Source organism: Stagnihabitans tardus, from assembly GCF_009925085.1.
GTDB lineage: Bacteria > Pseudomonadota > Alphaproteobacteria > Rhodobacterales > Rhodobacteraceae > Stagnihabitans > Stagnihabitans tardus.
In genome coordinates this window covers 38978-53259 of sequence record NZ_JAABNR010000012.1, presented here as the reverse complement: position 1 = coordinate 53259, position 14282 = coordinate 38978, and the positions used below count along the sequence as shown (strand labels likewise).

The window sequence follows — 14282 nt, the reverse complement described above, 5'->3', positions numbered from 1 at the left end:
AGATGTATCTCTCTCAACTCCGCAATGGGTCCGTCGTCGTTCGTCAAGGCGATACAGCCCGGGTGCTTTTGGGCACCGTCAGCACCTATGAGCTGGCCATGGCTGCCGTGACGGCCGGTCACAGCCTGGCCCAAGAGGTCGCCAAGCGGGGCTTGGGAGAGGTCGTCGACCTGACGGGCGCGGCCTTTGCCCTGCCCGTCAGCCACCCCGACCCGGCGCATTTGCACCTGACCGGGACGGGTCTGACCCATCTGGGCTCGGCCTCCGCGCGGTCGGCCATGCATGCAAAACTAGCGGGGCAAGAGACCCTGACGGATTCGATGAAGATGTTCCAGATGGGGCTGGAGGGCGGGCGGCCCGAGGCCGGTGCGGTCGGCGCCCAGCCCGAGTGGTTCTACAAGGGCAATGGCTTTGCCGCCGTGGCGCCGGGGGATGACCTGGTGGCTCCTGGTTTCGCCGAGGATGGCGGGGAAGAGCCCGAGCTCGCGGGTATCTATATCATTGGCCCCGATGGCAAGGTTCACCGTATCGGCTGGGCCCTGGGCAATGAATTCTCCGACCATGTGACCGAGAAGGTGAACTACCTCTGGCTCGCACATTCCAAGCTGCGGGTGGCCTCCTACGGACCCGAGATCCTGGTGGGCGAGCTGCCTGCCGATGTGCGCGGCACAAGCCGCATCCTGCGCGACGGGAAGACCTTCTGGGAGAAGCCCTTCCTGTCGGGCGATGCGAACATGTCCCACACCTTCGCCAACCTGGAACATCACCACTTCAAATATGACATCTTCCGTCAGCCCGGCGATCTGCATGTCCATTTCTTCGGCACGGCCACGCTGAGCTTCGCCGATGGGGTCAAGACCCAGGCGGGCGACACGTTCGAGATCGAGGTCCCCGCCTTCGGCCAGCCGCTGAGGAACAGCCTCGCCTTCGCGCCCAAGACCCCGGGCACGACCCAAGTTTCCGCCCTGTAAGGAGGCACCCATGACCAAGAAATTCACCCCCGCCCCCTGGCCGCGCCACCTGCGCTCTCAGGAATGGTTCGGCGGATCGGGCCGCGATCAGATCTATCACCGTGGCTGGATGAAGAACCAGGGCTTCCCCCATGACCTCTTCGACGGGCGCCCGGTCATCGGCATCCTGAACACCTGGTCGGAACTGACTCCCTGCAACGCCCATTTGAACGACCTGGCGCAGCGGGTGAAGAATGGCATCTACGAGGCGGGTGGCTTCCCGGTCGAGGTCCCGGTGTTCTCCGCCTCCGAGTCGGCCTTCCGCCCGACCGCGATGATGTTCCGCAACCTCGCCGCCATGGCGGTGGAGGAGCAGATGCGCGGCCAGCCGATGGACGGCTGCGTGTTGCTGGTCGGCTGCGACAAGACCACGCCGTCGCTTTTGATGGCGGCGGCCTCCACCGACCTGCCGTCCATCATCGTGACCGGCGGGCCGATGCTGAACGGCTATTACAAGAACGAGCGCGTGGGCTCCGGCACCCACCTCTGGAAATTCTCCGAGGCCGTGAAGGCCGGTGAGATGACGGCGGCCGAATTCGCCGAGGCCGAGGCGTCCATGAGCCGCTCGCCCGGCTCCTGCAACACCATGGGCACGGCTTCGACCATGGCCTCGATGGCGGAATCCCTCGGGATGGCGCTCTCGGGCAATGCCGCCATCCCGGCGGTGGACAGCCGCCGCCGCGTCATGGCCCAATTGACCGGGCGCCGCATCGTGCAGATGGTGAAGGACAACCTCAAGCCCTCCGACGTCCTGACCAAGGAAGCCTTCGAGAACGCCATCCGCACCAATGCCGCCATCGGGGGCAGCACGAACGCCGTCATCCACCTCCTGGCCATTGCCGGCCGGGTCGGCATCGACCTGACCCTGGACGACTGGGACCGCTGCGGCCGCGACGTGCCGACGATCGTCAACCTGATGCCCTCGGGCAAATACCTGATGGAAGAGTTCTTCTATGCCGGCGGCCTGCCCGTCGTGATCAAGCGGCTGGGCGAGGCGGGGCTTTTGCACAAGGACGCCCTGACGGTCTCGGGCGAGACCATGTGGGACCAGGTCAAGGACGTGGTGAACCACAATCCCGACGTGATCCTGCCCGCCGAAAAGGCCCTGACCAAGTCGGGCGGCGTCGTCGTCCTGAAGGGCAACCTGGCGCCCAAGGGCGCGGTCCTGAAGCCCTCCGCCGCCTCGCCGCACCTGATGACCCACCGCGGCCGCGCCGTGGTCTTCGAGGACATCGACGATTACAAGGCCAAGATCAACGATGAGGCTTTGGACATCGACGAGACCTGCGTCATGGTCCTGAAGAACTGCGGGCCGAAGGGCTATCCGGGCATGGCAGAGGTCGGCAATATGGGCCTTCCCCCCAAGGTCCTGCGCAAGGGCATCACCGACATGGTGCGGATCTCGGATGCGCGCATGTCGGGCACGGCCTATGGCACGGTCTGCCTGCATACCTCGCCCGAAGCGGCTGCCGGGGGCCCCTTGGCCGTGGTGCAGAACGGCGACTTCATCGAGTTGGACGTGCCGAACCGCCGCCTGCACCTGGATATCCCGGAGGAAGAGCTGGCCCACCGTCTCGCCGCCTGGAAACCCACCCATGATGTCGCCGACTCGGGCTACCTCTGGCTGCACCAGACCCATGTCCAGGGTGCGGACACCGGCGCCGACCTCGACTTCCTGAAGGGCGGCCGTGGCGCCCCCGTCGGCCGCGACTCGCACTGAACCACATGGCGGCGCCCCGGACCGGATCCGGGGCGCCGTTTCCCTTCGCGACGCGCGCCCCTCAATCGGCGCGCCACGACCGCCTCCCCAATGGAGCCCCCCATGTCCCTGAACGTCGCCCTCGTTGGCATCGGCAAGATCGCGCTGGACCAGCATGTCCCCGCGCTGAAGGCCTCCCCCGATTTCACCCTTGCCGCCACCGTCTCCCGCAAGGGATCGGTCGAGGGCGTCCCCGCCTTCACCGACTTCGCCACCTTCCTGGAGAGCCGCCCCGATGTGACGGTGGTCTCGCTCTGCATGCCCCCCGCGCCCCGCTATGACTATGCCGAGGCCGCCCTTCTGGCCGGCCGCCATGTCATGCTGGAAAAGCCCCCCGGCGCGACCCTGTCGGAAGTCCACGCGCTCGAGGCCCTGGCCAAGTCGAAAGGCCTGACCCTTTACGCCACCTGGCATTCCCGCATGGCCCATGCCGTCGCCCCCGCCAAGGCCTGGCTGAAAGACAAGGCCGTGCAAGTGGCCCATATCACCTGGCGCGAGGATGTCCGCAAATGGCACCCCGGCCAGGACTGGGTCTTTGAGCCCGGCGGCATGGGCGTCTTCGACCCCGGCATCAACGCGCTCTCGATCCTGACCGAGATCCTCCCCGCGCCCGTCCATCTGAAAAAGGCGCGGCTCGAGTTCCCCGCCAACCGCCAGACCCCCATCGCCGCCCAGCTGACCTTCAGCGGAAACGTCACCGCCGATTTCGACTGGCGCCAGGAAGGCCCTCAGACCTGGGACATCGAGGTGCAAACCTCCCAAGGTCACCTCGCCCTTCGCATGGGCGGCAATGTCCTGGAACTGAACGGCAAACCCTCGGGCGGCGAGAACACGATCATGGGCGAATACCCCGCCCTTTACGCCCGCATGGCCCAGCTGGTGAAGACCGGAAGCTCCGAAGTCGACCTCTCCCCCATGACCCATGTCGCCGACGCCCTGACGCTCGGCGAACGTGTCGCAGTTGAAGACTTCCACTTCTGATTTCATCTTTTCATAAATATCCCACGGGGGTCCGGGGGTGTGAAACCCCCGGGACCTCTCCGCCAAAGGAACGCATCATGCTGACAGGCAAACATCTCATCGCCGGCCAATGGGTGGCCGGAGAAGCCACCTTCCTCTCCTCCCCCGCCACGGGTGAGGCCCTGCCCTTCGCGGTCGGCACCCCCGCCCATGTCGATACGGCCGTGAAGGCCGCCGAGGCCGCCTTCCCCTCCTTTTCGGCCCTGACCCGCGAAGAACGCGCCGCTTTCCTCGAGAAAATCGCCGACGAGATCGAGGCCCGTGGCCCCGAGATCACCGCCATCGGCACCTCGGAAACCGGCCTGCCCGCCGCCCGGCTCGAGGGCGAACGTGGTCGCACCACCGGCCAGCTGCGCCTTTTCGCGCAACATATCCGCGACGGCGCCTATCTCGACCGCCGCCATGACGCGGCCCTGCCCGACCGCAAGCCCGCGCCGCGCCCCGACATCAAGCTCGTCCAGCGCCCGATTGGCCCGGTCGCGGTCTTCGGCGCCTCGAACTTCCCCTTGGCCTTCTCGACTGCCGGCGGCGACACCGCCTCGGCGCTGGCGGCTGGCTGCCCCGTCGTCGTCAAAGGTCACTCGGCCCACCCGGGAACGGGAGAGATCGTGGCCCAGGCCGTGGACGCCGCCATCAAGGCGCTTGGCCTGCACCCGGGCGTCTTCTCGCTGGTCCAGGGCGGCAAGCGCGACGTGGGGGAATCCCTCGTGCAACACCCGCTGATCAAGGCCGTGGGCTTCACGGGCTCGCTCGGCGGAGGCCGCGCGCTCTTCGACCTCTGCGCCCGCCGGCCGGAACCCATCCCCTTCTTCGGCGAGCTGGGCAGCGTGAACCCGATGTTCCTCCTGCCCCATGCCGTCGCCGCACGCGGCGAGGCCCTGGCCAAGGGCTGGGCGGGCTCGCTGACCATGGGTGCGGGGCAGTTCTGCACCAATCCGGGGATTGCCGTCGTGATCGACGGCGCCGAGGCCCAGGCCTTCATCGCCACGGCGAAAGAGGCTGTCGGCGCTATCGGCCCGCAGACCATGCTGACCGATGGCATCGCCAAGGCCTATCGCGATGGCCGCGACCGTGTGGCGGCGCAAACCGGGGTCCAGGCCGTGCTGACCTCGGTCTGCGACCTGCGCAATGCGACGCCTTACCTGTTTGAGGTCTCGGGCGATGACTGGCTGGGCAACCATGTCCTGGCCGAAGAGGTCTTCGGCCCCCTGGGTCTGATCGTCCGGGTCCGTGACGCCGCGCAGATGACCGAAGTCGCGCTCTCCCTGCAAGGCCAGCTGACCTGCACCCTGCACCTGGACGAGGCCGACACGGCCCAGGCCCAGGCCCTGATGCCGATCCTCGAACGCAAGGCGGGGCGGATCCTGGCCAATGGCTTCCCCACTGGCGTTGAAGTGGTGGATGCCCAGGTCCATGGCGGGCCCTACCCGGCCTCGACCAACTTCGGCGCGACCTCGGTCGGCACCATGTCGATCCGCCGCTGGCTGCGTCCGGTGGCCTATCAGAACCTGCCCGAGGCGCTTTTGCCCGCCGATCTGCGCTAAAGGCTTGGCGCTGCTCCCGGCCGATCTGCGCTAGAAGAAGAACAGGTCCGCCGCGTCCAGGTGAATGGGCGCGGCGCCCAGGAGCGTGACCGACTGCCCGCCCCAGGCCAGCACGACCCGCCCCGTGTCATTCCCCGTCACGGTGAAGGCACCAAAGCCCCCGAGCGAGCCCAGAAAGCCCAGGCGGTCCATCCCATCGGTGAAATCCGTCACCCGGTCCTGACCGAAGTTCCGCAGGCCAAAGCGGAACTCGTCCGCCCCTGCGCCTCCTGTCAGCGTGTCGTTCCCCGCCATCCCGTCCAAAAGGTCCGCCCCGGCCCCGCCCACCAGCCGGTTGGCTGCGGCATTGCCGGTCAGCACATCGTCCCGGCCCGAGCCGGTCAGGTTCTCGATGCCGATCAGCCGATCTCCCTCGGCATCGCCGCCCGCGCCCTGCCCGGTCCTCAGGTCGATCCGGACCCCGGCCGTAGAGGCCCCGTAGCCCGCCCAATCCAGCCCCACGCCCCCGTCCAGACTGTCGCTTCCCGCGCCGCCCACCAGGCTGTCGCGCCCGAGCCCGCCTTGCAGGTCGTCGGAGCCAAGACCTCCGCTCAGCCGGTCGGAACCGAGCCCTCCGATCAGCAGGTCGTCGTCCCAATCGCCAAGACCCGCCACCGCAGGCGCGCCCGTGATCGTCAGGCCCGCCCCGCCCTGGGCATCCGCCATCGTGGGGCCCTGCCAATGGCTGACCAGCCCCGCGCCCCCGCCCGAAGCGATCTCGGACGCGCTGAGGGCGGTGTTGAAGACCCGGATATCGCCGACCACGCCGGGCAGGATCTGCCCCGCCTGGAAGCCGCCACCGATGGAATCCTGCTCTTGGCCGAAGATCAGCGTGCCCCCGGTGTTCAGCGAATAGGTCTGGTATTGATGGACCCCGCGCGCCGCCTCGACCCCATCGATATACAGCACGAAGCCCGCCGAGGCCGCCCGCCCGTCCCAGACCAGCGCGATGCGATGCGCCTGCCCATCGGTCAACACGGTCGAAGCCACCCCCGTATCAAAGACCCCGCCCCGGAAGGTCAGCTCGACATGGCCGCCGTTCTTGGCCGCAAGCGTCAGGGCATTCGAGGTCTGGTTGTTGGCATAGGAGAAGAAATCGACCTCCGAGCCCGGAAGCCGCGTCACCCGCACCGCCATCTCCAGCGTAAAGACCGGGACCGCGCCGCCGAGGCCCATATAGGCTTGGGCCGCCAGATACTGCCCCGTCTCGGTCCCCGCGTTCAAGTTCAGTCCAAGGACCGGCGCAAAGCCCATGGGTGCGCTGCCCTGGCCGTCGAGCACATCATCGCCGACACCGCCTTGCAGCGTGTCATTGCCCATGCCGCCGATCAGCGTATCGGCATCGGCAACCGCCGGGGTGCTGCGGTCCACCGTCACCAGCCTGCCGCCCGACAGCGTCAGGTCGGCGCCTGCCGCCACATCGGTAACGCCCTGCCAGTTGTGGGCCAGCGCCGGGTCGGTGACCGTGCCAAAGGCGCCCGAGGCGATCTCGGCGCCGGTGCGGAGGTCGGTGAAGAGACGGATATCGCCCACGACGCCTTGCAAGACCTGGGTGGAGTCAAAGCCTCCGCCCGGACTGTCCTGCTCCTGGCCGATCACCAGGGTCCCGCCCGAGGCGATGTTGGCACCGATGGCAGCGGTGTAGATGCCGCCATGGACCTGCACCCCATCGACATAAAGCGCCACCGTCCCCGTGGCCTTGTCCCAGGTCAGCGACAGGCGATGCGCCTGACCATCGGCCAGGTTTTCCGTCGCGAAATCCGTGACATAGGCCGCCTTGTTGGCAATGGTCAGCTTGAGGAAACCGTCGTTTGTGCCCTCCAGCAAGACCTGGTTGTCATTGCCGGACTTGTTGTAGGACAGGAACTCCACCGCCGAAGCGGCGACGCGGGTCAGGTCGACCATCATCTCGAAGGTGAAAGCCGCGCCGGAAAAGGCCGTGACGCCCTGGCGGATCAGGTATTGGCCGCGCACCAAGGGGTCTTCGTTCAGCGCCACGCCCTGAAAGGCGCGCGGGTCGGCCCAGGCGGTCGAGCTCTCGACCCCGCCCAGGATCAGGTCAGCCCCCGCACCGCCCACCAGCCGGTTGGCCGCATCGTTGCCTCTGAGCTTGTCATCGCCCGCCCCCGCAATCGCCTCCTCGATCACCGCGCCATAGGCGACCGAGACATTCCAGACCCCCGCCCCCGAGGAGGAGAAAGCCCCCTGCCGTAGGTCCATGACGACCCCGGCCTGGGCCTGGGAGAAGTCCAGCCGGTCGCGCCCGCCGCCGTCCCAGATGCAAAAGCCCATGGCCGCATCGGGGCCCAGGTCGTAGTTCGCCCCCGCCGTGGCGTTGAAGCCATAGGTCGTGTCGCCCGCCCGCGTCGCCCAGTTGATCCCGTATTCCTGCTGGATGGCCAGGATGTCATGCAGGCCGAGCGTGGCGAGCCCACCGAACTCCGCCCCGGTATAGGTCTCGGACCAATAGGACATGTTGGTGTATTGGCCGGAGTCGTTGTAATGGTCGGCATCCGCGTAAACCGCTGAATCGCCGTTGTATTCTCCGGGATGCGCCAGACCGAGCCCATGGCCCAACTCGTGCAAAAGCAGGTTCAGCGCATAGGTCCCGGGGCCCATGTCGGCCTCCCATGAGACATGGCCCACCTGCACATAGCCCCCGCCGTTCGAAGGGTAATGCGCCCAGCCGCCGCCATTGGTCGAGCCCACACCGAACATATAGGTGATATCGGCCGCCCCGGTGGTCTCGGTGAAGGTCAGGCCGCTGACCTCGGCATAAAGCGACATGGCCAGCCGCGCGCCCGCCTTGGCCATGTCCGAGGCAAAGGCCTCGTAGCCTGCGGGCAGGGTCGCGGTCTCGCCGAAGGAATAGCTGACGACCAGGTCAGTGCCGGTCACCGCCCAGGAGCCCCAGGGCCGGGTCAGGTGGCTTGCGGTCTGCACCGCGCTCCAGACCGCAAGGCCGCCGATCGTCGTGCCGATCAGGCCCGAGGCCGGGCTGGAGGGGTCGATCAGGAAGCCTTGGGCATCGGTGGGCGCTGCGGCCATGGTCGGGGTCCTCCTGCGATGAACAGGAAGGATGTGGCAGGGGCCTGGGGCAGGACTATGGCGGAACTTGGGCCGCTAGCGGTCGCGGACGGCTCTCGCATGGGAGGGGAAGCCTTCGTAGTCCGCGAGCGCCTCGGCCATGGGGGCGAGGTTGGGCCAGCCCTTGGCCGTGACATAGCCCACCGAGGTGCGCTTCAGGAAATCGGTCACCGACAGGGGCCCATGGGTCCGGGCGCCTCCGCTTGTGGGCAGGACGTTGTTGGGGCCGAGGCAGAAGTTGGCCAGGGTCACCGGGGTATGGGCGCCCAGAAGGATCTCGGCGGCTTCGGTGATCTCGCCCAGGTGGTCGAAGGGGCTGGCGGAGAGGATCTCGAGGTGTTCGGGCGCATAGTCGTTGATGAAGGCGTAAGATGTGGCAAGGTCGGGCGTCAGAAGGATGCCGCCGCGCCCGTTCAGGACCTGGGTGACGAAGCTGCGGCGGGGTTCGGGCAAGGCCTCGATCAGGGCGGGGAGCGCGGCTTCGGCCTCTTGCGCGGTCTGGGGCGAATGGGTGACCAGCCAGGCGGAACTGTCGGGGCCGTGTTCGGCCTCGATCAGCAGGTCCAGCGCGGCAAGGCGGCCCGGGAGCGTGCCATCGGCGAAGATGATGCATTCGGACGGCCCCGCAGGCAGGCCGGTGTCGATCTGATCCGAAAGGAGCCTCTTGGCCGCCACGACCCAGGGAGAGCCGGGGCCAACGATCTTCAATGCCTTGGAGATCGTCTCGGTGCCATAGGCCGCCGCCGCCACCGCCTGCGCCCCGCCGCATTTGTAGACCTTGGCGACCCCCGCCAGCCGCGCCGCCACCAGGGTCGCCGCATCGACCCCGCCATCGGGCGTGGGCGGCGTGAAGATCGCGATATCCTTGACCCCCGCCAGCACGGCAGGAACCGAGGTCATCATGGTGACCGAGGGGAAGGAGCCCTTGCCGCGGGGCACATAAAGCGCGACGGAGCGGATTGGGGTGAAGCGGTCTCCAGCCCAGGCGCCCGGGGTGATCTCGCGCAGCGACATGGGGCCGGGGCGCTGGTCTTCGTGGAAGGCGCGGACATTCTCGATGGCCTTGCCGATGGTCTGGGTCAGGGCGGGGTCCAGCGTGGCGAAGGCCTGGTCGAACTCGGCCTCCGAGGCCATGAGGTTGCTGACCGGCGCCCCGTCGATCTCGCGCGCAAAGCGCAGAAGCGCCGCGTCGCCCTCGGCCTTGACGGCGGCGATGATCGGGCGGACCTTGTCGAAAAAGCCCGAAAGGTCGGTCTCGGACCGGGCCAGGAGCGCCTTGCGGCCTTGGGCGTCAAGCGTGGCCCAGATGATGCGTTGAACCATTTTTCCCTCAGATCGCAGCCAGATAGCCGCCGTCGATGCCGATACATTGCCCGGTGATATAGGCCGAGGCGTCAGAGGCCAGGAAGACCACGGCGCCCACAAGGTCCTGACCCTCGCCAAATCGGCGCTGGGGGATCTTGGCCTGCATGGCGTCGGCCCAGGCCTGGTCCTGGTAAAAGACCTCCGTCAGGTCGGTGCGAAAATAGCCGGGCGCTATGGCATTGACCCGCACTCCCTGCCCCGCCCATTCGGTCGCCAAGGCCCGCGTCATGCCCAGAAGGCCCGATTTCGAAGACCCATAGGGCACCGCCGTCGGCACCCCCACGAAAGAGGTCAGGGAACAGAGATTGATCACCGACCCCCTCCCCCTTGCCAGCATCCCCTTGGCCAAGGCTTGCGTGGTAAAGAAAGCGCCCTTGAGGTTGGTGTCGAGGATCTTGTCCCAAAGCGCCTCGGTCACCTCGACCGAAGCACGGACCTCCTCCACCCCGGCATTGTTCACCAGGATATCGACCTGCAGAGCCTCCAGCGCCGAAAGGTCGGGGGCGGATTGATCGAGCGCCAGCGCCCGGGCCTTGCGGCCCGTGGCCTCGATGGCATCCACCGTGGGCGACAGCGCCTCAAGGCTGCGGGCGGTGACCACGAGGTCCGCCCCCGCCCGCGCGAGGCCCAAGGCCATGGCGGCGCCCAAGCCCCGCGAGGCTCCGGTCACCAGCGCCGTCTTTCCATGAAGCGAAAACAGATCCATCCCTCGACTGTAACGCGGGGCCGGGCGTGTTCAACCTTTGCCAGCACGGCCCCGCCCCCTTTGCCCAAGTTTTCAGCAAAGCCGGGCTTAGGCGGGGCCTATGCCGGGCGAAGAAAATCCTTGGTTGTCTCATAGCCCGAATCCTGATGCACTGCGGCAAAACAACAGGGAGACGCGCGATGCGGAAACTTTTGACGGGGACGGCTCTGGTTCTGGCCGCCAGCGGCGTGCAGGCGGGCGAGATCAAGCTCGGCATGACGACCTGGGTCGGCTATGGCGAGATCTTCCTGGCCAAGGAGCTGGGCTATTTCGAAGAGGGCGGGCTGACGGTCGATCCGCAGATCATCGAAGAGGCCTCGCTGACCATGGCGGGCGTGGCCTCGGGTGAGCTGCAGGGCACGGCGGCCACGATCGACGAGATCATGAAATACCGCTCGGACGAGATGTGCTTCAAGGCGGTCTATGCCCTGGACGACAGCCATGGCGGCGACGGGATCCTGGCGCCGGCCGATGTGGGCTCCATCGCAGACCTCAAGGGCAAAGAGGTCGGCATGAACGAGGGCTCGGTCAGCCAGTTCTGGTTCAACATCCTCTTGAAAGAGGCCGGGATGACGGAAAAGGACGTCCAGATCGTCAACATGACGGCGGATGACGCGGCGGCGGCCTTCATGGCGGGGCAGATCCCGGTCGCCGTGACCTGGGAGCCGCATCTGACGCTGGCCAAGGAGCAGAAGGTCGGCAAGGTTCTGGTGAGCTCCGATCAGACCCCCGGCCTGATCGTGGATGTCATCGCCCTGCGCTGCGACACGATCCAGAACCAGCCCGAGGATGTGAAGGCCCTGGTTGCGGGCCTGGTCAAGGCGCATGAATACCTCCTCGCCAACCAGGAAAAGGCCTATGAGATCATGGCCAAGGGCGTTGGCGGCTGGCTGTCGGACCCCAAGGACTTCGCGGCCTCGGCGGCGGGCGTCCAGTTCTATGGCGCCGAGCGCAACGCGGCCTTCTTTGCCGGCGGCGCCGAGGGTGAGGCGGGCAAGCTTGTCGCCTTGGGCGGCGAGATCTGGGGCGGGCTTGGCAAGCTGCATATGGATGTGAAGTACGAAGACCTCGTCGATACGAGCTTCTTGGCCCAATGAAGCTCTTCACGCCTTACCGCGCCGTTTCGCGCGGGGTGACCGTCAGCCTGGGGCTGGCGGTCTGGGCCCTGGTCATCGGCGCCTGGACGCTGGTGACCTATGGCGGCCAGGTCCCCGAGATGTTCCTGCCCGCCCCGGGCAAAGTGGCGGCGACCGCCTGGCGGCTGGCCGAGGATGGCACTTTGTGGGAGCACACCTGGGCCTCTGCCAAGGTGGTGCTGACGGGCTTTGCGGTCTCGTCGGTGGTGGCGATCCCCCTGGGCCTTTACATGGGGACCTACCGCGTCGTGCAGGCGGGGCTGGAGCCGCTCGTCAACTTCATCCGCTATCTTCCGGTGACCTCTTTCGTGCCGCTGTTTATCCTCTGGATCGGGATCGGCTTTCAGCAGCATATCGCGGTCATCATCTTTGGCGTTTTCTTTCAACAGCTTGTCATGGTGGCCGATGCCGCGCGCTCGGTGCCGCGTGACCTGGTGAACGCGGCCTATACGCTGGGGACGACCAGGGGAGAGACCGTGCGCCACATCGTCTTTCCCTATACGCTGCCCATGGTGCTGGATGTGCTGCGGGTGACGATGGGCTGGGCCTGGACTTACCTGGTGGTCGCCGAACTCGTCGCGGCGCGGGCGGGTCTTGGGTATATCTCGTTGAAGGCCGCGCGGGGGTTCCAGGTCGATATCATCTTCCTGGCGATTGCCATGATCGGGCTTCTGGGGCTTCTGACCGACCAGGGCTTCCGGCTGGCCCGGCGCCTTGTCGCTCCCTGGGCGGAGGCTGTCCGATGAATTCCGCCGATATCACCGTCACCGACGTCACCCTGCGTTATGGCGGCAAGCAGCCCGTCCTGGCGCTGGATCGCCTGTCGCTCGACGTCAAGCCCAACGAATTCGCCGTCATCGTGGGCCCCTCGGGCTGCGGCAAGTCGAGCCTTCTCTACCTCATCGCGGGGCTGGAGGAACGCAGCGGCGGCTCGATCACCGTGGGGGGATCAGAGGTCCATGGCCCGGGCGCTGACCGGGGGATGGTCTTTCAAAGCTACACGCTTTTCCCCTGGCTGACGGTGGCCGAGAACGTGGCCTATGGCCCCAAGCGGCGCGGAGCCGCCGACCCCGCCGTGGTCGCGCGCTACCTCGAGGAGGTGGGTCTTGCGGCATTTGCCAAGCACTACCCGGCCCAGCTTTCGGGGGGCATGAAGCAACGGGTGGCGATTGCCCGCGCCTTGGCCAATGACCCCGCCGTCCTCTTGATGGACGAGCCCTTCGGCGCCCTGGACAGCCAGACGCGGCATGCCATGCAGCGACTGCTCCTGCGCGTCTGGGATCACACGAAGAAGACCGTCCTCTTCGTCACCCATGACATCGAGGAGGCCATCCTTCTGGCCGACCGCGTCTTCGTCATGTCCGGCCGCCCGGGGCAGATCCGCCGCGTCCTGACCGTGGACTTCCCAAGGCCCCGGCATGAGGACCTGGTCCTCGACCCCGCCTTCATCGCCATGAAACGCGAGATCATGGGGCTTTTGAAGCAGGACGAGGAATGACCCAGTACCTGAACCTGGACCCGAAGCTCTATGTCGACCCGGCCGTCTTCCAGGCCGAGCGCCAGCGCATTTTCGCGCGGTCCTGGCAGCTGATGGGCGCCGCCTCGGCGGTCGCCGAGCCGGGGCAATACCTGGCCGTGGATATCGCGGGGACTCCGGTCCTGGCGATAAGGGGGCGGGACGGCGCGCTTCGCGGCTTCAAGAACGTCTGCCGCCACCGGGGGGCGAAACTCCTGCCCGATGGCAAGGGCCAATGCGGGCTGATCGTTTGCCCCTATCACAAGTGGAGCTTCGCCGACACCGGGCGCCTCGTGCAGGCGCCCTGGTATGGGAAAGACCCCGCCATCATCCCCGAGGATTGGCCGCTGGAGCCCGTGCAGATCGCCACCTGGCGCGGGCTGATCTTTGCCAGCCTCGACCCGGTCGAGAGCCTGGAAGACCAGCTCGGCGACCTGGTCGCGGAAGTGGCCGAGGAACCGCTGGAAAGCTACGAGGCCACCGACACGGCCACGGTCTCTTTCGACGCCAATTGGAAGGTCTATACCGACAATTTCGTCGAGGGCTACCATATCCCGGGCACCCATCCCTCCTTCTACGCCGCCATCGACTTCGAGGCCTTTCAGACGACCGCGCACAAGGGCATGGTCAAGATGACGGCCCCGCCGAAAGAGGGGCTCTTCTACCGCGGCAAGTGGCTTTGGATGTGGCCCAACTGGACGCTTTCGCTGTTTGACGGCGGCTTCTCGGTCAGCCGGATCAACCCGACGGCGGTGGACCGCACCGACCAGCATTACAGCTTCTTCTTCCGCCCCGGCACCCCGCCCGAGGCCCGGGCCAAATCGGTCCAGGGCACGCTGGCCGTGGTGAAGGAGGATTACACGATCTGCGTCGAGACCCACCGCAACTATGCCGCCGGGGCCTATTCCCCGGGCCCCCTTTCGGGCCACCACGAGAAGGGCGTGCAATACTTTCAGGAGAAAGTGTCCGCCGCACTACAACCCTAGACCGTTACACTGACCAAAAGAACAGGGTGGCGTGTAAATGCTTCTCAATTGCAAGGCTTCGCCTATAGTCACCTG

At 66.8% G+C, this 14282-nt stretch carries 11 protein-coding genes; 8 read left to right on the top strand and 3 right to left on the bottom strand.

The annotated features are described in order from the left end of the window. Positions 1-2: 2 nt before the first annotated feature. From araD1 to GV832_RS13545, 4 genes are all read left to right on the top strand, one after another. A complete protein-coding gene (gene araD1, locus GV832_RS13560) occupies positions 3-971 on the top strand; it encodes an AraD1 family protein (protein WP_168775424.1) in 969 nt (322 codons plus the stop codon). A gap of 10 nt (positions 972-981) precedes the next feature. Further along, positions 982-2730, top strand: a complete 1749-nt coding sequence (gene araD / locus GV832_RS13555; protein ID WP_168775423.1) for an L-arabinonate dehydratase — start codon at positions 982-984, stop codon at positions 2728-2730. 102 nt (positions 2731-2832) lie between these two features. Then, entirely contained in the window at positions 2833-3750 is a 918-nt protein-coding gene (locus GV832_RS13550) for a Gfo/Idh/MocA family protein (RefSeq protein WP_168775422.1), read from the top strand. A 77-nt stretch (positions 3751-3827) separates the two neighbouring features. Further along, positions 3828-5333: an aldehyde dehydrogenase (NADP(+)) gene (locus GV832_RS13545; RefSeq protein WP_168775421.1), complete on the top strand. Its 1506-nt coding sequence runs from the start codon at positions 3828-3830 to the stop codon at positions 5331-5333. Between the two features lie 30 nt (positions 5334-5363). On the opposite strand, the gene GV832_RS13540 is transcribed toward GV832_RS13545, so the two are convergent. The 3 genes from GV832_RS13540 to GV832_RS13530 all read right to left on the bottom strand — a co-directional run bounded on the left by GV832_RS13540 (position 5364) and on the right by GV832_RS13530 (position 10530). Then, on the bottom strand, positions 5364-8420 hold the full coding sequence (locus tag GV832_RS13540) for a LamG-like jellyroll fold domain-containing protein (RefSeq protein ID WP_168775420.1): 3057 nt from the start codon (positions 8418-8420) through the stop codon (positions 5364-5366). Between the two features lie 75 nt (positions 8421-8495). Beyond that, positions 8496-9782, bottom strand: a complete 1287-nt coding sequence (gene hisD / locus GV832_RS13535) for a histidinol dehydrogenase (RefSeq protein ID WP_168775419.1) — start codon at positions 9780-9782, stop codon at positions 8496-8498. 7 nt (positions 9783-9789) lie between these two features. Beyond that, a complete protein-coding gene (locus tag GV832_RS13530; protein ID WP_168775418.1) occupies positions 9790-10530 on the bottom strand; it encodes a glucose 1-dehydrogenase in 741 nt (246 codons plus the stop codon). Between the two features lie 179 nt (positions 10531-10709). Between GV832_RS13530 and GV832_RS13525 the strand changes: the two genes are divergently transcribed. From GV832_RS13525 to GV832_RS13510, 4 genes are read left to right on the top strand one after another with little or no spacing between them, the layout of a single operon-like run. After that, entirely contained in the window at positions 10710-11666 is a 957-nt protein-coding gene (locus GV832_RS13525) for an ABC transporter substrate-binding protein (RefSeq protein ID WP_227754416.1), read from the top strand. Next, positions 11663-12451, top strand: coding sequence for an ABC transporter permease (locus tag GV832_RS13520; RefSeq protein ID WP_168775416.1), 789 nt, complete (start codon positions 11663-11665; stop codon positions 12449-12451). Before GV832_RS13525 ends, GV832_RS13520 begins: the two co-directional genes overlap by 4 nt. Beyond that, entirely contained in the window at positions 12448-13203 is a 756-nt protein-coding gene (locus GV832_RS13515; RefSeq protein ID WP_168775415.1) for an ABC transporter ATP-binding protein, read from the top strand. Before GV832_RS13520 ends, GV832_RS13515 begins: the two co-directional genes overlap by 4 nt. Then, entirely contained in the window at positions 13200-14207 is a 1008-nt protein-coding gene (locus GV832_RS13510; RefSeq protein WP_168775414.1) for an aromatic ring-hydroxylating oxygenase subunit alpha, read from the top strand. Before GV832_RS13515 ends, GV832_RS13510 begins: the two co-directional genes overlap by 4 nt. Positions 14208-14282: the final 75 nt, after the last annotated feature.